Here is a 22,466-nt window from a genome sequence, read left to right as displayed (position 1 = left end):
GACGCGCCCCATGCGCCGCATCCTGCTGACCGCCGACGCGCCGGAGCTGACGGTCGAGACCGTCGACGAGGCCACGCCGGCATCGCTCGCCGAGGTGGCGGCGCGCTACCACGTGGTGATCCCGGCCGACCACATGGCCGAGCCGCCGCTGCTCGCCGACGGCGTGCGGGCGGCGTTCCTGTGCACCGACCTCGACGCCTTCGACCGGCTGCGCCGGCTCGCCCTGCCCGGCGACCTGCTGTTCAAGCCGTCGCCCGTGGCCCGCCTGGACCTGCTGCGCCGCAGCCGCCGGACCCTGGTGGCGGCGCGCGCGATCCCGGTCGGCACCGTGCTGACCGAAGCCGACCTGGCCGAGGTGATCGGCGGGACCGGCATCGGCGCCGAGCACGGTCCCGACCTGGTCGGCCGACGCGCGATGTACGCCATGGCCGAGGGGGTCGCGGTCGACTTCGGGATGATCTCGGAGGATCCTGTGGGGGTCCCGCCGGTCGCCGGTGCCGATGGAGGTGACTCGTGATCAGCGTCGTGCTGCGCGCCAAGAACGAGCGCTACTGGATCGGCCGCTGCCTGACCGCCATCCGGCGCCAGCGGCTACCCGACATCGACGTGGTGCTGGTCGACAACGACTCGACCGACGGCACGATCGAGGTCGCCGAGGCCTATGGCTGCACCCTGACCAACATCACCCGCGAGCAGTTCTCCTACGGCCGCGCCCTCAACATCGGCATCGAGGCGGCCAGGCACGACGTGGTGGTGCTGCTGTCGTCGCACTGCGTGCCGGTCGACGAACTGTGGGCCGACTACGCCTACGCCCATCTCGGCCCCGAGGGCGACCCGCGGGTCTGCGGGGTCTACGGCCGGCAGGAGCCGCTGCCCGACACCAGCGCGATCGACCGCCGCGACCTGTGGACCACGTTCCGCGACGAGCGGGTCCGCCAGCGCCTCGACTACTTCTTCCACAACGCCAACTCCGCCATCCGCAAGTCGATCTGGCGCGACCAGCCGTTCGACGAGAAGATCCGCGGGGTCGAGGACCGCGAGTGGGGCAAGCGGATGATCGCCGCCGGCTACGACATCGTCTACGAGCCCGGCATGCGTGCCTACCACCAGCACGGCATCCACCAGGGCCGCGACGAAGGCCGCGCCAAGCGGGTGGCCGAGGTCATCGAGGTGATCCGCACGGGAGGCCCGCAGTGACCGCCGCCATGACCGCGCCCCTGAGGAAGCCGCCGCTGGTCGTCATCCCGGTGCTGTCGGCGGCACGCAGCACGCCGCGCCTGATGGCGCCGATCCGCGGCCGCTCCAGCCTGGAGCGGACCCTGGACGCGGCCGTCGCCGACCTGCCGGACTCCGAGGTCGTGGTGACCACCGACGACGCCGCCATCCGGGCCATGGCCGACGGCTTCGGCGGCCGGGTCGTCCCGCACGCCCGCACCGCCGAGAGCTACGTCGACGCCTTGGCCGACGTCGCCCGCGGCCGCGACGCCGAGATCGTGGTGGTGCTGGAGCCGACCCACCCGTTCCGCCCCAAGGGACTGATCCGGCGCACCGCCGAGAACCTGGCGGCCCGCGACCACCTGGACAGCGTGGTCTGCGTGCGCCGCTTCACCGCCAACCTGTGGCGGCGGACCGCCGACGGCGAGATCCTGGCGCTGTCGGAAGGCGGCGACGGCCGCGACGCGGTGTACTTCCAGGAAATGGTCGGGCTCGCCCTGGCGGCCCGCCCGCACCTGTTCGAGGACGGCCGCCGGCTCGGCGACGCCGTCGGTTTCGAGGTCGTCGACCAGACCTGGGCGCTGGTCGACGTGCGCGACGACACCGGCTTCGCGGTCGCCGAGGCGCTGGCCGACCGCCTGCCGCAACTGGAGGAAGCAGGCGCATGACCACGCAAGGCGGGACGGGCTCGGACCGGGTGATCGCCATCATTCCGGCCCGCGGCGGATCCAAGGGGCTGCCCGGCAAGAACGTGCGGCCGATCGGCGGCAAGCCGCTGATCGCCCACTCGGTGCAGCACGCGATCGCGTCGGGCGTCTGCGACCGGGTGCTGGTCACCACCGACGACGAGGAGATCCGGGCCGCCGCCGAGGCCGCCGGCGCCTGGACCCCGTTCATGCGCGAGCCCGGCCTGGCCGAGGACCTGACCCCGACCGAACCGGTGCTGAAGGACGCGCTGGAGCGCGCCGAGGCGATCGACGGCCCGTTCGGGATCGTCGTGTTCCTGCAGCCGACCGACATCTTCCGCAAGCCGGAGTGGATCGCCCAGGCGGTCGGCATCCTGAAGACCCGGCCGGAGATCGACTGCGCCTTCGTCGCCAACAAGACCCACAAGAACTTCTGGTACAAGACCGAGGACGGCACCTGGAAGCGGGTGTTCGACTGGATGGCGGTGTACGGCCCGCGCCAGACCCGCACCCCGCTGTTCCGCGAGGACACCGGCATCGCCTCGGCGCTGCGCGCCGACCTGATCCGCCAGGGCCGCCGCACCGGCGACAGCGCCGAGGTGATCGGGATCGACGACACCGCGTCCGGCATCGACATCCACGACGCCTTCGACTTCTACCTGGCGGAGAAGGCGCTGGAGTGGTTCGAGAAGCACGGCGGCAAATGACCCCCTCGGACGAGCGCCGCGGCACCGTCCTCGAGGACGGCCTGCATTCCGCCTTTCCGACCCCGCTGCTGGTCAAGCGGTTCGGCGACTCTGCCGAGCTGAACGAGCGGCTGCTGGAGCACATCGCAGCGCGCGAGGCGAACGAGCCGAGCATGGGGCTCAGCAATGTCGGCGGCTGGCATTCGCCGACCGACCTGCTGGACTCCGGCGACCCGGCGATCCTGGAACTGCGCAAGCGGATCTCCGCCTGCATCCAGAAGATGCTGGTCCTGACCCGGCACAAGAAGCCGACCGGCGACCAGACCATGCGGATCAGCGCCTGGGCCAACGTGGCCCGCGCCGGGGCTTACAACGCGATCCACAACCACACCCCGGCGGTGTTCTCGGGCGTCTACTACGTCAGCGTCGGCGACCCGGCGCCGGAGGGCAGCCGGGACGGCCTGATCGAGTTCGTCGACCCGCGGCCCGGACCGCACGGCGGGCCGCTGCCGACCCACGTGTTCAACGCGCCGCTGATCGTCGATCCCGAGCCGGGCATGCTGCTGATGTTCCCCGGCTGGCTGCTGCACTACGTGCACCCGTATCGCGGGACCAGCCCGCGGGTGTCGGTGGCCTTCAACCTGCGGCTGATGGCCGATCGCGGCCAATCGGGCTGAAGCGCCGGACTGGCCAAACGCCGCGCCCCCGCTATACAACCTTTCGACGGGATGACCGGAAGAGGGGGTGGGCAGTGGAATCGACCGCAGCGCTCGACGCGTTCGAGCTGGCCGATTCGACGACCTGGTCGAACGATCTGCTCGAGTCCGACGTCGAGCACGTCGTCGGGCGGATCCGGTCTTGCAGCCTGGCCGGCGGCCCGTTCGACCACCTGATCGTTCCCGATTTCCTGCCGGCCGACCTGTTCGCCGGCGTCGGCGCCGCCCTGGCCGACATGCCGACCGGGTTCCAGCGCAGTTCCGCGGTGCTGACCGCCTACCAGGTGCCGGTCCGTCACCTGACGCCGGCGACCCGGCGGCTGCGCGCCGTGCTGACCGACCATCTGGTCGCGCAGACCGTGCTGGACACCTTCGCCCACGTCCTCGCGCCGCTGATGGACGACGGCCGCCACCCTGGCGGCTGGCCGGCGATCACGCCGCAGCGGATCTTTCCGCGGGTCGAGCTGATGCGCGACACCGAGGCGATGGTCCTGCCGCCGCACACCGACAGCCACGGCCGGCTGGTCGCCGCCCTGGTCTACTTCCCGGTATCCGGCGGCGGCGCCGACCTGGGGACCCGGTTCTACCGGCCGCTCGATCCGGCGCTCAGCTGCGACGGCCGCCGCTGCCACGACTTCTCGCAGTTCGAGGAGGCCGGGCGCGCGCCCTACGCGGCCAACAGCCTGTGCCTGTTCGCCCGCACCGACACCTCGTTCCACGGCCTGCCCGCCCTCGCCCGCGGAAGCGACCGGCGGGCCGTGCAGTGGTCGCTCCTGCGCAACGGACACTTCTGACGCGGTGACGCTGTCCAGCGGCCGGTGCCGGTGCTAGACAGCGCGGCCATGATCCGGATGCTCCCGCAATCGCCGCCCGCCGCGACGCAGGCCGCAGCGACACCGCCCAACGACCTGCTGGTCCACGCCATCGGCTGGTTCGACGGGCGCTTCGGCTACAACGTCCACACCCGCGGGCTGTTCGACGCGCTGTCGCGGCGGCTGCCGGTGGTGGCGACCCCGCTCTACGTCCGCTCGGGCCCGCTCGCCGAGGACAAGGCCGCCGTCCCGGCCATGTTCGGCCGGCGCGAGATCGCCACCGTCGCCCTGCTGTACGGCAGCCTGACCGACGTGCTGGACGATGCCGCCGGCCGGCGGATCGCCTACACGGTCTGGGAGTCGACCCGCCTGCCGGACGACTGGTTCGCGCCGCTCGGCCGGGCCGACCGGATCTGGACCGCCACGGCCTGGGGCAAGCGCGTGTTCGCCGCCAACGGCTTCGACCCGGCGCGGATCGACGTGGTGCCGGAGGGCGTCGACCCGGCGCTGTTCCATCCGGGCGTTCCGCCGGTCGACGCGTTCCCGGCCAGGCCGTTCAAGTTCCTGGCGATCGGCCGCTGGGAACGCCGCAAGGGCATGGCCGAGCTGGTCCAGGCCTTCGACCGCGAGTTCGGCGACCGCGACGACGTGGTGCTGGTCCTGGCCGGGCTGTACGCCGGCCGGCTCGACCTCGATCTCGGCGCCGAGCTGCGCGCCCTCGACCTGAAGCACCCGCAGCGCCTGAAGGTGGTGCCGCCGGTCGATGCCCACCGGGTGTTCGCGGGGATCTATACCGCCTGCGACGCCTTCGTCGCCCCGAGCCGGGCGGAAGGCTGGGGCCTGCCGGTGATCGAGGCGATGGCCTGCGGCCTGCCGACCATCGTGACCGGCTACAGCGGGCCGACCGAGTTCATCGGCGAGCACGCCTGGCGCATCGACCACCGGCTGGTGCCGGTCGACGTGCCGTTCTTCGAGCGTGCCGACGGCGACCTCGGCCTGTGGGCGGAGCCGGACTGGCGGCACCTGCGGCACCTGATGCGGGAGGTCTACGAGAACCGCGCGGCGGCGAAGGAGCGCGGCCTCGCCGGCTCGGCGCACGTCCGCCGGGCGTTTTCCTGGGAGCGGGCGGCGGACATCGCCGAAGCGCGGATCAGGGACCTGTTCCGCCGCGACGTCCGGTGATCGCGCGCCACGGCAAACCCGGCGCAAGTACTGGTGAGGATGACGTTGCCGGTGTGTCTCGCGCCGACCGGACAGCCGGCGGGCGTCCCCCCTTCGGACAGCCGCGCAGCGGGCGAGTTGTCGACCCCGGGCCCGTCCGTCATGACCCCTTCGCCCGGTCCGCCGCCCGCGCGTAGCCGAGCGTGTCCATCATCGGGCCGGCGGCCGCCTCGAATGCCTCGACCTCGGCCGGGGTGAGGACTTCCGCCCAGCCGCCGACCTCGCCGCGCCGGTAATGCGACGCCGGATCCTCCTGCCCGCGGCTGCGACCGCCGGACAGCTTCTCGAAGCTGGCGGTCTCGATCGCCCTGCGGACGCTGTCCGGCCCGCTGTCGGCCCCCAGGAAGGCGAACAGGCGCGCCGCCTCGGCTTCCCCGTCCGCATGCAGGTCCTCGTATCGGACCTCCAGGTAGCGCCGCCCCTTGGCGAGCTCCCGCGCCTCCCTGATCCGCTTCGCCCAGCCTTCGCCGTAGGCCCGCGCGTAGTCGAGCTGGGTCATGGTCTCCGGCAGCTTCGAGCGGAACCGGATGTAGGCGGAAACCGCACCGTCGCGGCCGTCCCGGATCACGTTGATGAAGCGGGCGGACGGAAACACGGCCCACACGCGGTGCAGCAGCATGATGTTGTCCGGGGTCTTCTCGCCGATCGTGACGAGCTGCTTCGGGTCGCGGCCGTCGAGGTTTTCCTGGACCAGCGCGACGAACGCGGCACGGTAGACCGGAGTGAGCACCTGGGTGCCGGGCCCGCGGACCGTCGGCGCCCAGGTGTTGTGCCCCTCGGACCGGCGCTTGGCATAGCCCTGGGCGGCCCGGGCGAGGGACGGCGCGAGATCGTTGAAGAAGTGCGACTCGCCCAGGCAGACGACCTGTGGATGCGCGTTCAGGAGCTGCTGCACCCAGGTCGTCCCGGACCGCGGAAGTCCCCCGACGAAGAACGTCGGCAGGCGGCTCAGCACCTGTTGCTCTGCTTGCAGGTCTCGGGGCATACGACTCCTCCGACGGCCCGGCGACGGCCGGCAGCCGCTGGCCTCTGTCTACGGGGCAGCGGCCCGCTCCGGCAAGCGCAATGCGCGGTCGTCGATCAGGGCCCCTTCGCCCAGAACACCGACAGCCGGTCGATCGGCCGGCCGTCCTCGCTCCACAGGTACAGCGGGCCTTCGCGATAGCCCCACCATTGCGGGCACGCCCCCAGCGGAACGGCCGCCCGTCCGCCGTCCGACGTCCCGAAGCGGATCGCCGCGTCGCTCCCCCCGCGCGCCCAGGGAGGGCGGTCGGCGAGACGGTAGCGGCGGTTCGGGTCGCCGCCCGCGACGACCAGCCGCAGGCCGGCGCGCTCCGCCGGCCCGAGCGCCAGCGGCGCCAGTTGCCGGACGCCGTCGTGGACCGCGATCTCGCGCCGGTCCAGCCGACCCGCCGGCTCCCCGGCCACCGGCGGACCGGCGGGGGCCGCATCCCCGTCGAACTCGATGCCCGGACCGGCGACGATCGGGCGCAGCCCGCCGTCCGGCATCGACGCGGCGAGCCGCAGCCGCCGCCCGCTTCCGCGCGGTGCCTGGACGGTGATCCCGAACCGTTCGCCCCGTGGCACCTCGTCGGCGATCGGGCGGCCGTCCAGCAGCACGACGACCAGGTCCGCCGCCGCGCCGTCCGCGGCCGCCGACAGGTGGCCGTCGAGGGTCACGGTGTCCGGTCCCGACAGCGACCGCGCCGGCCACTCCGACGGGCCGGAGCGCGGCGGATCCAGAAGCAGACGTCCCGGGGCGGCGCCCCAGTCGCAGATCACCGCGCGGGCGTGCAGCGCGGGGTCGGCCAGGTCGGTCCCGCGCGGCACGTACAGCACCCCGTCGGCGAACGCCTCGACCGGGACATAGTCCTCCAGGACCGCCCGGGTCAGCCGGTGACGGCGCACCGTATCGGGAATCCCGTCGAGGCCCGGGTCGGTCGGCAGGATCACCGCCTCGGGGGACGAGCGCCGCAGCTCGGCCGCCAGTTCGTCCTGCTGCGCGCGGCTCCCGGCGAGACCGCCGTGCAGGAACCGTCCGACCGGGCGATAGCCGAGCAGCGTGTGGAATAGCGCCGGCCGACCGGTCATGTCCAGGACCGCGCCACCCGGCGCGGCCCAGCCCTCGAGCAACAGCCTCCAGCCGTCGAGCACCGCCGGATCGACTGCATCCGACCGGGCGTACCCGATCAGCGGGCGCGCGCCGTCGGCGATCACGGTCGGGCGCAGGCGGGCGGCGACGGCGGCCGGGTCGACCGCGACGGCGGGCTCGGGGCCGACCGCGGCAGCGGCCGTCGCCGCGACCAGCCCACCGAGCACGACCGGATGCGGCACGCCCGGGACCGCCGGGATCGCCGGCTCGACCATCGTCAGCAGCCGGACCGCCGACACCGCGACCGGGATGGCCGCGGCCTGCAGCACCCCGACGGCGTCGCCGCCCGCCGCCCCCGGCAGCGCCGTCAGCGCGACCACCCCCGCGGCCACGGCCACCCAATCGCGCGGATCCAGGCGCCACCGCCCGACGGCCGCCCAGCCGGCCGCCGCGGCGATCGCCGCCAGTCCCGCCCCGGCGACCGCGACGGCGGCCGGCACCGTCGCGACCAGCGTCGTTTCGAACGGCGCGCCGCGGTCGAACGCACCGGCCGCGTCGAAGCCGAGCCGCACCGGCACCAGCAGCCCGACATCACCGCCCGCGAGCGCTCCGGCACCGGCGAGCGCCCCGGCACCGGCGAGCGCCACCAGCACGACGAGCGCGGCCGCGTACAGCAGCGCCGGCCGGAAGCGCCGCCAGCACCGCCCCTCGCCGGCCAGCGCGTCGCGCAGCAGGAGCACGGCCAGCACCGCGACGACGGCCGGCGCCGAGGCCGGCACCAGGAGCGCCTGCAGGACCGCCAGCCCGGCCAGCACCAGCGCCCGGGCGACCGTGGCGCGGACCAGCAGCAGCCCGAGAGCGCCCAGTACCGGCGGCCACAGGACCAGGCCGAGATCCGGAGCCCGGCCCGGGCCGGCATCCAGCATCAGCGCGGCCAGCACGGTCGCCAGCGCCGCGTGCGGCCAGCGCCAGCCGGACAGCCAGCCGAACAGCGCGGCGCCGGCGGCGAGCCAGAACGGCTGCACGATCAGCGCCTGGCCGGCGACCGCGCCCCAGCGCGACGGCTCGAGGACAGTCATGCCGACCAGCGCCCGGCCGGCGTCGGCCCACGGCCCCGCGATCACGGACAACCCGGCCCACGGCCACCGGCCGTCGAGCGCGGCGAACGCCCCGGCCAGGGTCTCGCCCTCGCCGAGCAGGTCGAGCGGCCCGACCGCGCCCGGCAGCCGAGCGGCCAGCAGCCAGACCAGCGGCAGGCCGACCCACAGCATGGCGACCGGGCGCGCCGCCCGCTCGGCCCCGAGCCGGAACGCCAGCGCCCAGCCGGGAACCGCGAGGGCCGCGGCGAGCCAGGCCGGGAACCACGGATACGGCTGGATCGCCGCGTCCTCGACCACATGGACCACCGTACGCGCCGACGCGATCGCCAGCAGCGCCGGGCCGAGCGGCGCCAGGCCGGCGACTGCGCGGGCCAGGGCCTCGGCATCGCGCCCGGTCGCCGCCACCAGGGCGGCGGCGGTCGCCAGCGCCACGCCCGCCGCCGCGGCAGTGCCGAGGTCGAAGGCGAGGAAGCAGCCGAGCCCCGTCGCGAGCCCCAGCACGGCGGCGTCGGTGAGCCCGGCGGCGAGGTCGTATCGGCCGCGGCCCGGTGGCTCCAGAGTCAACGCCCGGCGGGTCCAGCCGCCCTCGCCCGGCCGCCACAGGCGCCGTATCCCGAGAACCGTCAGCAGGGTCAGGACAGGCCAAGCCACGGCGGCGGCCGCGACCAGCAGCCGGCCGTGTCCGGGATCCATGCCGTGGTAGGTCGCATAGTCGACCACGTCGGACGCCGCGGTCGACAGCGGCGGCAGCCGCAGCAGCAGCGCGGCGACCGCGGCTCCCGCCGCCGGCGCCGCCACGGCCAGGATCGCGACGCCGCGCCGGGTCGCCGTCCAGGGCGGCGCCGCGGCCCCGGTCATCCGCCGCCGTAGGCGCGTGCCAGGGCGTCGGCGACCTGCTCGGCCACCACCCGGTATCCGGCCGCCGACGGCACCGCGCGGACGTAGTACTGCCCGACGAAGGTGGTGGGGCCGGCGCGGTAGCGGGCGCGCAGCGCCGGCAGGGTGTCGACCGCGATCAGCCCGGCCGTCGCGGCGCATTCCAGCACCCGCCCCGTGCCGGTGAGGTCCTCGACCGAGCGGGGATCGTCGGGCGTCGCCAGGTCGCGGGCGGCATACTGCGCGACCACCATCACCCGGGCGCCGGTCGACTCCTGCACCGACCGCAGCCGGTGCATCAACAGGCAGGCGACCTCCTGCCCGTCGGTGTGGACCTGGACCTCCGCGAAGCCCGGCCCGTACCACCAGCCGGTCGCGTCCGCCCGGCGCGCGATCCAGTCGGCGAGGTAGCTGTATCCGAGCAGGGTCCGCACCACGCCGAGCTGCCCGACCCGCGGCCGGTCCGGCGAAGGCGGCACGTTGCGCAGCTCCAGCCGGCCGTCGACCACCTCGAAGTACGGCTTCTCCGCGCCGGCGTTCTGCACCAGCTGGGTGCGGCGCACGTCGTCGTAGACGAAGCCGACGACCAGCGCCAACGGCCGATGCTCGACCGCCAGCATCTCGGCCCGCAGCACCGCCTGGTCGAGGCCATAGCCGAACACCCCGCCGTTCGCCACCGGCTGGTCGAGCAGCCCCTCGAGCTGGGCCGGCCAGGTATGGGCGTCGGACACCGCGTCCCCGAAGGTGTAGGACCCGCCGGCCGCCACCACGGCCGCCGGCACCGGCGTCGGCCGGCCCGGCGCGTTGTCGCGCAGGGACCGGGGGCCGACCGTCACCCGAACGTTCCAGGAGCCGGGCGTGCCGTCGTAGTCCGGGGCCGGGACGTAGCCGAGCGCCGGATCGTAGGCGCCGGGATACCCGCTCGCCACCAGGGACAGCTTCTCGGCGACGAAGTTCCGGGGCATGAAGCCGACGCCGTCGAGCAGTCGCGCGATGATCTCGAAGCCGACCAGCAGGGCGACCAGCACGACGACCACCGTCGCGGCGCTTGCCGTCGACCGCGGTTTCGGCCGTGCACCGTCTCGAAGCGCCATCCGGCGTCTCCTGCCCTTTGCTGGACAGTAGTCGACTCGATGCCGGAACGGCAAGAAAGCGCCGACCCGGCGGCGATGCGCGGAACCGTCCGGCCGGCCCGTGCGTTGTCACGGCGAGGCTGTGCCGGCCCCCGGCCGGGCCCGGTCCCAACCAACAGGAGGAGAGCCATGCAACGCATCCTGCTCCCGGCCGTCCTGGCCGGCGCGCTCGCGCTCGGCGGCTGCACGGGCATGAACGACACCCAGCAGCGCACCCTGTCGGGCGGCGCGCTCGGCGCCGGCACCGGTGCCGCGGCCGGGCTGCTGACCGGCGGCTGCATCAGCTGCGGTGCCATCATCGGCGGCGCCGTCGGGGCCGCCGGCGGCTACATCTACGACCAGACCAAGAAGAAGTAGCGGTTCCCCGCCCGCGTGTTCCTCCCCCACTGCCCGGCCCGCCCTACGGCGGGCCATTTCTTTACCCGGTCCGGGGCCGGCTCAGTCCTTCGCGCCGGCGGGGCCGGCCTCTTCGAAGTTCAGGGTGATCGTCGGGATCACGTCGACGTCGACGTCGACACTGGCCAGGCTCAGGCTGTCCCCTTCCTTGCCGATCGTCGCGGACGACGCATCCAGCAGGGCCTCGAGCAGCGCCTTCTCGAGGAAGCCGAACTTTCCGCCGCGCAGCTCCGCGCGCAACGCCGCCAGCTCCTGCTCGCTGATCGCCCGGTCGTAGGCCAGCGACAGGGAGACCGCCGGAATCAGCCCCATCGCCACGCTGACCGTCTCGACCCTGAAGCCGGCCAGCGCCACCATCGCCTTCAGCCGCTCGATGTCGCCGACCAGCGCCGCCCTGGCTGCGACCACGTCGGCGTCGACGCCCAGGATCATGCTCTTCGGCAACGCGATCGCCCACTCGAACCACGAGTAGACGTATCCGCCGATCGTCTGGGTGGATGCGGCCGGCCGCGAGGCCGCAGCGTGTGCCGCCGGCGCCGCCAGCAACAGGGCGGCCAGGAGGGGCAGGACACGCCCCCACATCGTCCAGGCCGACTGAGCCACCCGGTGTTCCCGACGAGACATGACCGCCCCCCAAGCTGAAACCGTGCGAACCGCCTTGGCGTCCGCCCAGGGTACAGCCGGTCGGGCCGCGGGGCTACCGGGACAGGATCGCGGCGAAGCCGACGCCGGACGGACCGAGGGCCCGCCGGCGGCCGGCGGGCCCTCGCCTGTCCTGCGACGGACGGGTGCGACTACTGCCTGGTGGTCGCCGCACTCTGGCCGACGGTGGTGGTCTTCTCCTGCTTCACCTGGCCGGTGGCGATCACCACGACGCGGCGGTTGCGCTGCTCCTTGACGCCGTCGCCGGTCGCCACCGCCGGCTCGTTCTCGCCCTTGGCCTCGATGTCGAGATCCTTGATCTCGCCGACCGTCATGCCCTGGCGCAGCAACTCGGCCCGCACGTTCTCGGCACGCCGGCGCGACAGGTCGGCGTTGTAGTCCTGCGGGCCGGAGGTGTCGGCGTGTCCCTCGATGTAGAGGGTCACCGGCTCGATCTTCCGCATCTCGCCGAGGAACGCGTCGAGCTCGCGCTGCTGGTCCGGGCGGATGGCGTCCTTGTCCCAGTCGAAGTACACGGTGTCGCGCGCCACCTCCTCCTCGACCGTCTCGTAGGTCACGGCGGTCGGCTCCAGGGCGCCCTTGAGGGCGTCCATGGCCGCCAGGAACGAGGCGCGGCAGGCGGCGATGTGGTCGAACTGGTGGCCTTCCTCGGCCTGCTCGACCCAGCAGTCGTAGCGCGACTGGGCGACCGCCGCCTCGGCCGGCGCCTTCTGGCGGCCGCCGCCCTGCAGCAGGGTCACCAGCTCGGCCCGGGCCGACTGCAGCTCGCTGCGGGCCCCGGCGTCGCCGATGTCCCACTTCTCCGGCTCGGCCGGCATCGGCACCTCGCCGGCGGCCGACCGCAGGCCCTTCGCCGCGAAGCGGTCGGCGTCCGCCCAGTCGCCCATCTCGTCGGCCTCGAACAGCGACAGCTCCTTGTACTCGCGGGCCAGCCGGTCGCCGAAGGTGGCGTCGCCGGACTGCAGCGACCGGGCCTTCTCGACGTTCGGGAACAGCGGGAACAGCGTCGCGGCGCCGGCGGCCACCGGCGCTGTTGCGGCGATCCCGGCGGCCAGGGTCACGGGGAGGGCGTAGAGCAGGGTCTTGCGCATGGTCGGTCCTCTTCCGGGTTCGGGTGGTCTCGGGGGGTGACCCGGCCCGGCCGGAAGCCGCGACCTGCGTCGCCGGCCGATCGGCGGCGGGCGGGGCACTCCCCGTGCGAAGTCACCCGGTCAACCGCCGGGCCGGCCGGCGGTTCCGGTCCGGACCGGAATCGGCCCATTGACGAACCGGGGTCGGATCGCGAACCTTGGCGGCTTCTTTCGCACCGCAACAACGGCTCCCCGATGACTGTCTCCAGCTCCGCGCCCCGTCTCGCCGTCGACGTGGGCGGTACCTTCACCGATGTCGCCCTCGAGATCGGACCGCGGCGCGTCACCGCCAAGGTCCTGACCACGCCGCAGGCGCCCGAGGAGGGCGTGCTGGCCGGCGTCGACAAGGCCGTGGCCGAGGCCGGGATCGCGCCGGAGAGCGTCGGGCTGATCATCCACGGCACCACGCTCGCGACCAACGCGCTGATCGAGCGCAAGGGTGCGAAGACCGCGCTGATCACCAGTTCCGGCCACCGCGACAGCGTGGAGATGGCGCAGGAGAACAGGTTCGAGCAGTACGACATCGCGATCGACCGGCCGGCGCCGCTGGTGCCGCGCTACCTGCGCTGGTCGGTGACCGAGCGCCTGAACTACCGCGGCGAGGTCCTGGTGCCGCTGGACGAGGATTCGGTGCGCGCCCTGATCCCGGCGATCGCCGAGCAGAAGATCGAGGCGGTCGCCATCGGCCTGCTGCACGCCTACGCCAACGGCGACCACGAGCGCCGGGTCGCGGCGATCCTGGCCGAGGCCTATCCGAACCTGGCGATCACCCTGTCGAGCGAGGTGTGCCCGGAGATCCGCGAGTACGAGCGGCAGTCGACCGCCTGCGCCAACGCCTACGTCCAGCCGAAGATGGCGCGCTACCTGACCGAGCTCGGCGCCCGCATGCGCGACCGCGGTTACCGCTGCCCGTTCCTGCTGATGACCTCGGGCGGCGGCCTGACCACGCTGGAGACCGCGATCCGGTTCCCGATCCGGCTGGTCGAGTCGGGCCCGGCCGGCGGCGCCATCCTGGCGACCGAGATCGCCAAGGAATGCGGCCTGAAGGACGTGTTGTCCTACGACATGGGCGGCACCACGGCGAAGATCTGCCTGATCGACGACTTCGCGCCGCTGTCGACCCGCACCTTCGAGGTCGCGCGGGTCTACCGCAACCTCAAGGGCAGCGGCCTGCCGGTCCGCATCCCGGCGATCGAGATGGTCGAGATCGGCGCCGGCGGCGGCTCGATCGCCCATGTCGACGCCATGGGCCGGCTGCTGGTCGGCCCGGAGAGCGCGTCGTCCGAGCCCGGCCCGGCCTGCTACGGCCGCGGCGGCACCCGGCCGACGGTGACCGACGGCGACGTGGTGCTCGGCAAGATCGACCCGGCCCGGTTCGCCGGCGGCGAGGTGGCGCTGGACGTCGACGCGGCGGCCGGCGCGGTCGCCGCCGAGGTCGGCGCGCCGATGCAGCTCGAGGGCCGGCTCGGCGCCTTCGCGATCGCCGAGATCGTCGACGAGAACATGGCCAACGCCGCCCGCGTGCACGCCATCGAGTGGGGCAAGGACATCACCGCCCGGTCGATGATCGCGTTCGGCGGTGCCGCCCCGCTGCACGCCGCCCGGCTCGCCGAGAAGCTCGACATCGCGACCGTGGTGGTGCCTACCGGCGCCGGCGTCGGCTCGGCGATCGGCTTCCTGCGGGCGCCGATCTCCTACGAGGTGGTGCGCAGCCGCTATCTCCGGCTGTCGGAGTTCGACGCCGACGCGGTCAACGCGCTGCTGGCCGAGATGGGCCGGGAGGCGACCGGGATCGTCGTCGCCGGCGCCGGGTCGGAGGGCCTGACCGAGAGCCGGGTGGCGTTCATGCGCTACGTCGGCCAGGGCCACGAGATCAGCGTGCCGCTGCCGGCCGGCAGCCTGACCGCGGCCGACGCCGACCGCATCCGCGCCGCCTTCGAAGCCGAGTACACCGCCCTGTACGGTCGCACGATCCCGGGCCAGGAGCCCGAGATCCTGAGCTGGACCCTGACGGTCTCGGCCCCGACCGTGCACGCGGAACCGCCGGCCGCGGCCGGTACCGGCGCGCCGGCACCGAAGCCGATCGGCTCGCGCAGCGTGTTCGACCCGGCCCGCCGGGAGGACGTCGACTACGCGATCTACGCCCGCGACGACCTGGTCCCCGGGGCCGCCATCGCCGGCCCGGCGCTGATCGTCGAGGACCAGACCACCACCGTCGTCACCTCGACCTTCGACGTCGCGGTGAACCCGCTCGGCTACCTGATGCTCACCTCCAAGCGCGCCGCCTGAGGAGACCCGCCATGACCGCAAACCGCCCAACCGGCAACAGAACGGCGCTCGACCAGATCCACATGCAGATCCAGTGGAACCGGCTGCTCTCGGTCGTCGAGGAGCAGGCCCAGACCCTGGTGCGCACCGCCTTCTCGACCTCGGCGCGCGAGGCTGGCGACATCTCGGCCGGGGTGTTCGACACCCAGGGCCGGATGCTGGCCCAGGCCGTCACCGGCACGCCCGGCCACGTCAACGCCATGGCCGCCTCGGTCGGGTTCTTCCTGGAGACCTTCCCGATCGCCACCATGGCCGAGGGCGACGTGTTCATCACCAACGACCCCTGGAAGGGCACCGGCCACCTGAACGATTTCACGGTGGTCACCCCGACCTTCCTGGACGGCCGGCCGGTCGGCCTGTTCGCCTGCACCAGCCACGTGGTCGACGTCGGCGGCCGCGGCTTCGGCCCGGACGGGAGGCAGGTCTACGAGGAAGGCATCAACGTGCCGATCATGCGGCTGGCCAGCCGCGGCACGGTCGACGAGGGCCTGATGGGCGTGATCCGGGTCAACGTCCGCAACCCGGTCGAGGTCGAGGGCGACATCTACTCGCTGATGGCCTGCAACGAGGTCGGCGGCCGCCGGCTGGTCGACATGATGCGGGAATTCGGTCTGGCCGACCTGGACGAGCTCGGCCGTCACATCATCGAGAGCAGCCGGGCCGGCATGCTGGAGGAGATCCGCAAGCTGCCGAAGGGCACCTGGAAGAACGCCATGCGGATCGACGGCTTCGAGAAGGAGCTCGACCTGGTCGGCACCCTGACCGTGACCGACGACGGCATCGACGTCGACTTCGCCGGCACCTCCGGCCCGTCGAGCTTCGGCATCAACGTGCCGCTGACCTACACCCAGGCCTATGCCAGCTTCGGGGTGCGCTGCGTGATCGGCGGGGCGGTGCCGAACAACGCCGGCTCGCTCGGCGCGGTTCGGGTGACCGCGCCGGAGGGCACGATCCTCAACGCCCTGCACCCGGCGGCGGTCGCCGGCCGGCACGTGATCGGCCAGATGCTGCCGGACGTGGTGCTGGGCTGCCTGAACCAGGTCATCCCCGACCGGGTGCCGGCCGAGGGCACCAGCTGCCTGTGGAACCCGGTGCTGCTGGGCGGCCCCGGCATCGCCGACGGCGACTACGGCAAGAGCCGGCCGTTCGCCATGAACACCTTCCACGCCGGCGGCACCGGCGCCAGGCCGGGCAAGGACGGGCTGAACGCCACCGCCTTTCCGTCGGGCGTGCGCAACACCCCGGTCGAGGTCAACGAGACGATTGCGCCGCTGATCTTCTGGAAGAAGGAGTACCGGACCGATTCCGGCGGCCCCGGCGCGCATCGCGGCGGACTCGGCCAGGTCATGGAGATCAGCCACGCCGACGGCGCGCCGTTCGCCATGAACTGCATGTTCGACCGGGTCATCCACCCGCCGCGCGGCCGCAACGGCGGCCATGACGGCACCGCCGGCAAGCTGCAGCTCGCCTCCGGGCCGCTGTTCAAGGGCAAGGGCCGGCAGACCATCCCAGCCGGCGACAGGATCATCATCTCGATGCCGGGCGGCGGCGGCCTCGGCGACCCGGCGGCGCGCGACCGGGCGCAGCTGGCGGTCGACGTCCGCGACGGCTTCGTCAGCCCCGAGCAGGCCAAGGCGGTGTACGGCTGGGACGCGGCGGCCGGCGCCGGCGACGACTGAGCGTCTCGACCAATCATCCCCCTGTTCTGACGTCATCCCGGACGGCTGCGCGACGGCGCAGTCGATCCGGGACCCACGAAGCGACGGGTGGGTCCCGGGTCCGTCCCGCCGAGGGCGGTCCAGCCCGGGATGACGGCAAGGAATAGGAGCGCCGAACCTCCCTATCGGCTGGCCAGCAGCAGGGCGACGCCGGCGACGGTGACCGCCACGCCGACGGCGATCCGCGGGCCGATCCGCACGCCGCGCAGGAGCACTGCGCCGAGCGCCAGCGTGGCGAGCGGGTAGGTCGCCACCAACGGCGCCACCAGCGCCACCGGGCCACGCGCCAGGGCGGCGTACATGGTCACCACGGCGGCACCGTTGCACAGCCCGACGGCCGCGAACCACAGCACGCCGGTGCGGTCGCCGCGCAGCGACGGCAGGCCGCCACGCGCCGCCGCGAAGCCCACGACCACGACCGCCGACACCAGGTAGCCGACGGTGGCGGCGGCGTACGGGCTCGGCCAGGTCTCGAAGCCGATCTTCACCGCCGGCTGCACCAGGCCGCGGACCGCGGCCGCTGCCAGCGGCAGCAGGAAGGCCGCCCGCACGCCGATCCCGCCGCCGCGCGCCGAGGCCAGCACCAGCAGGGTGGCACCGGCGACCACCAACAGGATGCCGGCGGCCTGGCCCGGCCCCGGCACCTCGCCGAGCAGGGCGGCGGCGAACAGCACGGCGAACAGGGGGGCCAGATTGCCGAGCGCGCCGGCGACGTGCGGGCCGAGCCGGCGGTTGGCGGCGAAGGTCAGCATGGTGACGGTCGCCGGGAACAGCAGCCCGACCGCCGCGAACACCAGCACCGCCGGCAGGGCGGCGGCCGACCAGTCGACCAGCAGCGGCGAGGCCAGCAGGAACGCCGCCGCGGTGGTCGAGACGCTGACCGCTGCCCCGCGCACCGGCGGCAGGTGGCGCAGCCCGAACGGCGTCAGCACCAGCGCCGATCCGAAGAACACCGCCGCGACCAGGGCCAAGGCGACCGCGTCACCGACCATGCACGCCCCCGCGGTCATCGTCCCCCGCCGTCATCGCCACACTCCCGCCGCACCGCTCGGACACTGTAAACTGCGACGGATCGGCCGGGATCGCGCGTTGAACGACCGGGACCCGTTCCCGTCGCGATGGACCGTTTCTTGCTTCCCTGAATGGCGACCGGAACCCGGCCTTCGGAGACTGCCATGCCCACGCTCGACTCTCTCGACGCCTTCGAAGCGCTGCCGTTCGCGGAGTCGACGATCACCGTCACCGTCGACCCGGTGATCGTCGACACGGTCGACGACGACACCCTGACGGGCAGCGCCCGCGCGGACCGGATGTTCGGCGGCAACGGCTGGGACGTCCTGTCCGGGCTCGCCGACGACGACGTGATCTACGGCAACACCGGCCTCGACACCCTCGACGGCGGTGCCGGCAACGACCTGCTGTACGGCGGCCAGGACGACGACCTGCTGAAGGGCGGCGACGGCGACGACAGCCTGTTCGGCGGCCTGAACTCCGACACCGTCTACGTGCTGCGCAACGGCGAGCTGTCCCTGCTGGCGGGCCGCGACACCCTGTCCGGCGGCGCCGGCGACGACCTGATCTACGGCAACCAGGGCAACGACCTGCTGTTCGGCGGCGCCGACGACGACACCCTGTACGGCGGCCAGGGCAACGACCGGCTGAGCGGCGGCGAGGGCCGCGACATCCTGTATGGCGGGCTCGGCGCCGACGGCTTCGCCTATGCCGCCGCCGACGAGGGCCGCGACACCATCCACGGCTTCGACGTCACCGAGGACCAGATCCTGATCGCCGGCGGCGTCTCGGTGTCGACCCGCACCGACCTCGGCGACGACGTCTTCATCCGGCTCGACACCGGCACCCGGATCACCCTGATCGGCGTCGACGACCCGGACCAGGTCGCGGTGGCAACGCTGTAGGCCTCAGATTCCGTACAGCAGCGGGTCCAGGCAGCGTTTGACGTCGTCCTCGTCGAGCCCCTGATACGGGATCTCCACTCCGAGGTAGCGCTTCGGGACCGCGACGAGCGCCGATAGCACCGCGACATAGCCTTCTCCGGCCACCCGGACCGGCGGATCGAGGCCAGGAATCGACGGTGTTTGGCTGGCCGGTAAGACCGGTGCGACGATCCGGGATTCAAGCAGGTGATCAAGCCCCGGATGCTGGATGACGAGAAGATAGGGTGGATCGCTCGCAACCGCGTTCCGGTACAGGCAGTGCACAATCAGAAGGCCCGGAGCCGCTCGTTCGCCAAGCCCTGGGTACGGTCGCGCTCAGCCTTGCGAGCCAGGTTTTCGCGGTGCCGATCGACCCAGTCTTGGAGCCGGTCGTCGACCTGGCGATCGAGAGCGCGACGGAGGCCTACCTCGGCGGCCCGGTCCAGGTCGACCGAGCGTTGCCTAGCCTGCTCGAGCAGATCGCTGTCGACCGATACGGTTACCCGGGCCTTCGGCATCAGGGTTCTCCCTTGATCGCAGATCAGGTCTACGCCCTCGCCACCGGCGCCGCCAGCCCACCGGCCGTCACCTCGCGGCGACCAGCGTCCCTGACAGGGCGGCCGGGTCGGCGCCGGCTCCCGCTTGCGACCATTGACCGGGAAACGCCGGGTGGCAAAGCTGCCAGCGGCGCCCGCCGTCGGCATGCCGGGAAGGACCGGCGCCGTCACCGGCGGCACCGGGGGTTCCGTGGCCGCAATGAGGGTGCCCATGATCCAGCGCATCGTCCTCGCCGTCCTGTACCTGGTGCTGGCGGCAGCGGTACCGGCCGCCGCCCAGCAGCCGGCAGCTCCTGGCGAGGTCCGGCATCCCCTGCAACCGATCGACACGTCGAGTCCGCGCGCCACCCTGACCGGGTTCCTCGACAACACCGACGCGATCGGCCGGTTCTACCGGGACGTCTACTATCCTCATCCGACGCGGGCCAACCTGCAGGCGGCCGTGCGCGCCCGCCTGCGAACGGCGCACCGGGTCCTGGATCTCCGCAACGTCGCGCCGGCCGCCCGCGACCAGGTAGCGGTCGAGGCCAGCATCTATCTCTACGAGATCCTATCGCGCATTGAACTGCCGGCGCCCGACAGTCTCCCGGGACCGGACGCGGTCGCCGGCGCCGATCCGCCGGAGCGCTGGGTGCTGCCCGGCACCAACATCACCTTGATCCGGGTCCCCGAGGGCGAGCGCCGCGGCGACTACCTGTTCAGCGGCGATACGGTCAGCCTCGCGGCGGACGCCTATGCCCTGGTCCGGGGCCTGCCCTACCGGCGCGCCGTGCCGACCAGCGATTTCGTAGAGATACGTCGCCTGATCGGTGGCGTCCTGATACCCCCCAAGGCAATCGAGGGCCTTCCCGACTGGCTCAAGGCGGGCATCCTCGGTCAGGTCGTCTGGAAACTGCTGGCGCTGGCGGCGCTGGCGCTGTTTGTCGTGGCGCTGATCGTCCTGGCGCACCACGCATCGGGCCGCCTGCGACGGCAGTGCGGCACGCGATCGGCGGTGCGTGCTGCACTGACCCGCCTGCTGGTGCCACTCGCAATCATCGTCCTGGTGCCGCTCGCCGCCGTCGTGGCGAACGGCGTCATTGCCGTCAACGAGGCGCTGGGTACGCCGATCAGGATCGGCGCCGAGGCTGTTCTGCACCTGATAGGGGCCTGGATCGCCTGGGTGGTCTGCGTGTCGGTCGCCGAGATCGTGATCGAATCCCCGCGTGTCGCGGAGGGGACGCTGGACGCGCAGGTGCTGCGGCTGTGCTCGCGCATCCTGGGGATGGTCTTCGCCGTAACCCTGATCCTGATCGGCGGCGAGAAGATCGGACTGCCGCTGGTCGGCCTGCTCGCCGGCGTCGGCGTCGGCGGCCTGGCGATCGCCTTGGCCGCGCAGGACACGCTTCGGAACGTCCTCGGCAGCCTGATGATCTTCTTCGACCAGCCCTATCGAACCGGCGATCTGATCGCCGTCATGGGCCACGAGGGATTGGTCGAGTCCATCGGGCTGCGGTCGACCCGGATCCGCCAGCTCAACGGCACGCTGACGACGATCCCGAACGAGAAGATGGCGTCGGTGGAGATCGACAACGTGTCCCTGCGTCCGAACATCCGCCGCGTCATCCGCCTCGGACTGAACTACGACACGCCGCCGGACAGGGTCGAGCGCGCGATGACCGTGATCCGCGAGGTGCTCGACGAACAGGCCGCGCACTGGGGCGACATGCCGCCACGGGTGCACTTCGAGGACATGGCGGCGGACAACCTGTCGCTGGTCGCCTACACGTGGTTCCACCCGCCGGATTTCTGGGCCTTCAAGGCGGCGCACGACCGGATCAACCTGCGGATCCTGCAGCGGTTCGCCCAGGAGGGGATCGGCTTCGCCTTCCCGACCAGAACCACCGTGCTCGAGCCGGGCAGCGCACCGATCGCGGTCGCGCTCTCTGCCCCGTCCCCAGCCGCCGATGCCCGCGGCTGACGCCGCTACCCGACCTCCTCGGCCTTCCACCAGCCGGCCAGCTCGCGCCGGACCAGGGTCTCGTACAGGGTGACGGCGTCGGCGCCGGAGTTCAGGCAGGGGATCGCCGTGAAATGGGTGCCGCCGGCCTCCTCGAAGGTCTCGCGGGCCTGGATGGCGATCTCCTCCAGGGTCTCGACGCAGTCGGCGACGAAGCCCGGCATGACCACCGCCAGCCGCTTCACCCCGGACTGCGCCAGGGTTTCGATGGTCTCGTCGGTGTAGGGCTGCAGCCACTCCTCGCGCCCGAACCGCGACTGGAAGGTCAGCCGCAGCCGGCTCTCGTCGAGGCCGAGCCGGGTGCGCAGCAGCCGGGCGGTCTTGGCGCAGTGGCAGTGGTACGGGTCGCCGAGGGTCAGGTAGCGCTTCGGCAGGCCGTGGAACGACGCCAGGATGACCTCCGGCTGCCAGTCCAGGGTCCCGAGATGCGTCTCGATCCCCGCGGCGACCGCCTCGATATAGGCCGGGTCGTCGTGGAACGCCGGCACCGTGCGGACCGCCGGCTGCCAGCGCGCGTCGAGCAGGTGGCGGGCGACCTCGTCGACCACGGTGGCGGTCGTCGAGGCGGCGTATTGCGGGTACAGCGGCAGCACCAGGATGCGGTCGCAGCCCTCGTCCTGCAGCGCCTGCATGCGGGCGCGGATCGCCGGGTTGCCGTAGCGCATCGCCCAGTCGACCCGTACGGTCTCGGCCTCCGGGTCGAGCCGGGCCTGCAGCGCCTCGGCGGTCGCCCGGGTGTGGAAGCGCAGCGGCGACTCGTCGGTCTCGGCCAGCCAGATCGCCCGATAGGCCTCGGCGGTCTTCGGCGGCCGGGTGCGCAGGATCACGCCGTGCAGGATCAGCTTCCACAGCACCGGGTTGACGTCGATCACCCGGCGGTCGGACAGGAACTCCGCCAGATAGCGGCGGATGTCCGGGATGCTGGTCGAGTCCGGTGTGCCGAGGTTGACCAGAAGGACGCCGATCCGGCCGAGCCGGACGGTCGGGTGGTCGGGCACGCCGGGAACGGCGGCGACGGTGCGCACGGACATGGTCGGCGATCTCCTTTCAGGCCGACACGACATGTGCGCAAGCGACGCCGACGTCAATTGCGGGTTGCCGATTGCAGCGATAGGCCGGGCGGAACACGGTCCGGAATCGACGGGGCGGCGGCCCCTTTCGGCACCGCCGCCCCTGACGAACGATCTTATGGTCAAGCGAGCCG

At 72.8% G+C, this 22,466-nt stretch carries 21 protein-coding genes; 12 read left to right on the top strand and 9 right to left on the bottom strand.

Annotated features, from left to right (window positions below; genetic code table 11):
• The first annotated feature begins 10 nt into the window (after positions 1-10).
• The 7 genes from IE246_RS19200 to IE246_RS19170 all read left to right on the top strand — a co-directional run bounded on the left by IE246_RS19200 (position 11) and on the right by IE246_RS19170 (position 5,297).
• Positions 11-517: an SAF domain-containing protein gene (locus IE246_RS19200; protein ID WP_189992651.1), complete on the top strand. Its 507-nt coding sequence runs from the start codon at positions 11-13 to the stop codon at positions 515-517.
• Positions 514-1,197 (top strand): glycosyltransferase family 2 protein, encoded by a 684-nt coding sequence (locus IE246_RS19195; RefSeq protein WP_189992649.1) that lies wholly within the window; start codon positions 514-516, stop codon positions 1,195-1,197. Before IE246_RS19200 ends, IE246_RS19195 begins: the two co-directional genes overlap by 4 nt.
• On the top strand, positions 1,194-1,883 hold the full coding sequence (locus IE246_RS19190; RefSeq protein ID WP_189992647.1) for an NTP transferase domain-containing protein: 690 nt from the start codon (positions 1,194-1,196) through the stop codon (positions 1,881-1,883). Before IE246_RS19195 ends, IE246_RS19190 begins: the two co-directional genes overlap by 4 nt.
• On the top strand, positions 1,880-2,608 hold the full coding sequence (locus tag IE246_RS19185; protein WP_189992646.1) for an acylneuraminate cytidylyltransferase family protein: 729 nt from the start codon (positions 1,880-1,882) through the stop codon (positions 2,606-2,608). Before IE246_RS19190 ends, IE246_RS19185 begins: the two co-directional genes overlap by 4 nt.
• Complete coding sequence (locus IE246_RS19180) at positions 2,605-3,264, top strand: TIGR02466 family protein (protein WP_189992644.1); 660 nt, start codon at positions 2,605-2,607, stop codon at positions 3,262-3,264. The genes IE246_RS19185 and IE246_RS19180 overlap by 4 nt, the downstream gene beginning before the upstream one ends.
• 74 nt (positions 3,265-3,338) lie before the next feature.
• The gene (locus tag IE246_RS19175) at positions 3,339-4,097 is read left to right on the top strand and encodes a hypothetical protein (RefSeq protein WP_189992642.1); all 759 of its coding nucleotides are present in this window, start codon (positions 3,339-3,341) and stop codon (positions 4,095-4,097) included.
• 48 nt (positions 4,098-4,145) lie between these two features.
• Positions 4,146-5,297: a glycosyltransferase family 4 protein gene (locus tag IE246_RS19170; protein ID WP_189992640.1), complete on the top strand. Its 1,152-nt coding sequence runs from the start codon at positions 4,146-4,148 to the stop codon at positions 5,295-5,297.
• A 139-nt stretch (positions 5,298-5,436) separates the two neighbouring features.
• Here the strand turns inward: IE246_RS19170 and IE246_RS19165 are convergent, their stop codons facing one another.
• The 3 genes from IE246_RS19165 to IE246_RS19155 all read right to left on the bottom strand — a co-directional run bounded on the left by IE246_RS19165 (position 5,437) and on the right by IE246_RS19155 (position 10,498).
• On the bottom strand, positions 5,437-6,321 hold the full coding sequence (locus IE246_RS19165; protein ID WP_268245285.1) for a sulfotransferase family protein: 885 nt from the start codon (positions 6,319-6,321) through the stop codon (positions 5,437-5,439).
• A gap of 95 nt (positions 6,322-6,416) precedes the next feature.
• Positions 6,417-9,386, bottom strand: a complete 2,970-nt coding sequence (locus tag IE246_RS19160; RefSeq protein WP_189992636.1) for a hypothetical protein — start codon at positions 9,384-9,386, stop codon at positions 6,417-6,419.
• Positions 9,383-10,498 (bottom strand): SGNH/GDSL hydrolase family protein, encoded by a 1,116-nt coding sequence (locus IE246_RS19155; protein WP_189992634.1) that lies wholly within the window; start codon positions 10,496-10,498, stop codon positions 9,383-9,385. The genes IE246_RS19160 and IE246_RS19155 overlap by 4 nt, the downstream gene beginning before the upstream one ends.
• Positions 10,499-10,666: 168 nt before the next feature.
• Here IE246_RS19155 and IE246_RS19150 point away from each other — a divergent pair, with 168 nt between their 5' ends.
• Positions 10,667-10,894: a YMGG-like glycine zipper-containing protein gene (locus IE246_RS19150; protein WP_189992632.1), complete on the top strand. Its 228-nt coding sequence runs from the start codon at positions 10,667-10,669 to the stop codon at positions 10,892-10,894.
• Between the two features lie 81 nt (positions 10,895-10,975).
• On the opposite strand, the gene IE246_RS19145 is transcribed toward IE246_RS19150, so the two are convergent.
• Both IE246_RS19145 and IE246_RS19140 read right to left on the bottom strand, forming a co-directional pair.
• Positions 10,976-11,536, bottom strand: coding sequence for a hypothetical protein (locus tag IE246_RS19145; protein ID WP_189992630.1), 561 nt, complete (start codon positions 11,534-11,536; stop codon positions 10,976-10,978).
• A gap of 191 nt (positions 11,537-11,727) precedes the next feature.
• Positions 11,728-12,687: an OmpA family protein gene (locus IE246_RS19140; RefSeq protein ID WP_189992628.1), complete on the bottom strand. Its 960-nt coding sequence runs from the start codon at positions 12,685-12,687 to the stop codon at positions 11,728-11,730.
• Positions 12,688-12,921: 234 nt separating this feature from the next.
• On the opposite strand from IE246_RS19140, the gene IE246_RS19135 reads away from it, so the two are divergent.
• Positions 12,922-15,015: a hydantoinase/oxoprolinase family protein gene (locus IE246_RS19135; protein ID WP_189992626.1), complete on the top strand. Its 2,094-nt coding sequence runs from the start codon at positions 12,922-12,924 to the stop codon at positions 15,013-15,015.
• An 11-nt stretch (positions 15,016-15,026) separates the two neighbouring features.
• Complete coding sequence (locus tag IE246_RS19130; RefSeq protein WP_189992624.1) at positions 15,027-16,733, top strand: hydantoinase B/oxoprolinase family protein; 1,707 nt, start codon at positions 15,027-15,029, stop codon at positions 16,731-16,733.
• A gap of 161 nt (positions 16,734-16,894) precedes the next feature.
• On the opposite strand, the gene IE246_RS19125 is transcribed toward IE246_RS19130, so the two are convergent.
• Positions 16,895-17,782, bottom strand: a complete 888-nt coding sequence (locus tag IE246_RS19125; protein ID WP_189992622.1) for a DMT family transporter — start codon at positions 17,780-17,782, stop codon at positions 16,895-16,897.
• Positions 17,783-17,947: 165 nt separating this feature from the next.
• Here IE246_RS19125 and IE246_RS28185 point away from each other — a divergent pair, with 165 nt between their 5' ends.
• The gene (locus IE246_RS28185) at positions 17,948-18,688 is read left to right on the top strand and encodes a calcium-binding protein (RefSeq protein WP_189992620.1); all 741 of its coding nucleotides are present in this window, start codon (positions 17,948-17,950) and stop codon (positions 18,686-18,688) included.
• Positions 18,689-18,691: 3 nt separating this feature from the next.
• On the opposite strand, the gene IE246_RS19115 is transcribed toward IE246_RS28185, so the two are convergent.
• Positions 18,692-18,991, bottom strand: a complete 300-nt coding sequence (locus IE246_RS19115) for a CcdB family protein (RefSeq protein WP_189992619.1) — start codon at positions 18,989-18,991, stop codon at positions 18,692-18,694.
• Positions 18,992-18,993: 2 nt separating this feature from the next.
• On the bottom strand, positions 18,994-19,488 hold the full coding sequence (locus IE246_RS19110; RefSeq protein WP_189992617.1) for a type II toxin-antitoxin system CcdA family antitoxin: 495 nt from the start codon (positions 19,486-19,488) through the stop codon (positions 18,994-18,996).
• Here IE246_RS19110 and IE246_RS19105 point away from each other — a divergent pair.
• Complete coding sequence (locus tag IE246_RS19105) at positions 19,475-21,223, top strand: mechanosensitive ion channel family protein (RefSeq protein WP_189992615.1); 1,749 nt, start codon at positions 19,475-19,477, stop codon at positions 21,221-21,223. The two genes, IE246_RS19110 and IE246_RS19105, sit on opposite strands and share 14 nt — an antisense overlap.
• 5 nt (positions 21,224-21,228) lie before the next feature.
• On the opposite strand, the gene hemH is transcribed toward IE246_RS19105, so the two are convergent.
• Complete coding sequence (hemH, locus tag IE246_RS19100) at positions 21,229-22,293, bottom strand: ferrochelatase (RefSeq protein WP_189992613.1); 1,065 nt, start codon at positions 22,291-22,293, stop codon at positions 21,229-21,231.
• Between the last annotated feature and the right edge of the window lie 173 nt (positions 22,294-22,466).

The organism is Thalassobaculum fulvum (assembly GCF_014652915.1).
Taxonomy (GTDB): Bacteria; Pseudomonadota; Alphaproteobacteria; order Thalassobaculales; family Thalassobaculaceae; genus Thalassobaculum_A; species Thalassobaculum_A fulvum.
Note: the sequence above shows the minus strand (reverse complement) of the source record. Positions and strands in the feature narration are given on the sequence as shown.

Bases quoted from the DNA above. Each gene is read 5' to 3' on its own strand.
- IE246_RS19200 (WP_189992651.1), top strand. From the start codon at position 11: ATGCGCCGCATCCTGCTGACCGCCGACGCGCCGGAGCTGACGGTCGAG.
- IE246_RS19185 (WP_189992646.1), top strand. From the start codon at position 1,880: ATGACCACGCAAGGCGGGACGGGCTCGGACCGGGTGATCGCCATCATT.
- IE246_RS19180 (WP_189992644.1), top strand. From the start codon at position 2,605: ATGACCCCCTCGGACGAGCGCCGCGGCACCGTCCTCGAGGACGGCCTG.
- IE246_RS19170 (WP_189992640.1), top strand. From the start codon at position 4,146: ATGATCCGGATGCTCCCGCAATCGCCGCCCGCCGCGACGCAGGCCGCA.
- IE246_RS19165 (WP_268245285.1), bottom strand. From the start codon at position 6,321: ATGCCCCGAGACCTGCAAGCAGAGCAACAGGTGCTGAGCCGCCTGCCG.
- IE246_RS19160 (WP_189992636.1), bottom strand. From the start codon at position 9,386: ATGACCGGGGCCGCGGCGCCGCCCTGGACGGCGACCCGGCGCGGCGTC.
- IE246_RS19155 (WP_189992634.1), bottom strand. From the start codon at position 10,498: ATGGCGCTTCGAGACGGTGCACGGCCGAAACCGCGGTCGACGGCAAGC.
- IE246_RS19150 (WP_189992632.1), top strand. From the start codon at position 10,667: ATGCAACGCATCCTGCTCCCGGCCGTCCTGGCCGGCGCGCTCGCGCTC.
- IE246_RS19140 (WP_189992628.1), bottom strand. From the start codon at position 12,687: ATGCGCAAGACCCTGCTCTACGCCCTCCCCGTGACCCTGGCCGCCGGG.
- IE246_RS19135 (WP_189992626.1), top strand. From the start codon at position 12,922: ATGACTGTCTCCAGCTCCGCGCCCCGTCTCGCCGTCGACGTGGGCGGT.
- IE246_RS19130 (WP_189992624.1), top strand. From the start codon at position 15,027: ATGACCGCAAACCGCCCAACCGGCAACAGAACGGCGCTCGACCAGATC.
- IE246_RS19125 (WP_189992622.1), bottom strand. From the start codon at position 17,782: ATGACCGCGGGGGCGTGCATGGTCGGTGACGCGGTCGCCTTGGCCCTG.
- IE246_RS28185 (WP_189992620.1), top strand. From the start codon at position 17,948: ATGCCCACGCTCGACTCTCTCGACGCCTTCGAAGCGCTGCCGTTCGCG.
- IE246_RS19105 (WP_189992615.1), top strand. From the start codon at position 19,475: ATGATCCAGCGCATCGTCCTCGCCGTCCTGTACCTGGTGCTGGCGGCA.
- IE246_RS19110 (WP_189992617.1), bottom strand. From the start codon at position 19,488: ATGCGCTGGATCATGGGCACCCTCATTGCGGCCACGGAACCCCCGGTG.
- hemH (WP_189992613.1), bottom strand. From the start codon at position 22,293: ATGTCCGTGCGCACCGTCGCCGCCGTTCCCGGCGTGCCCGACCACCCG.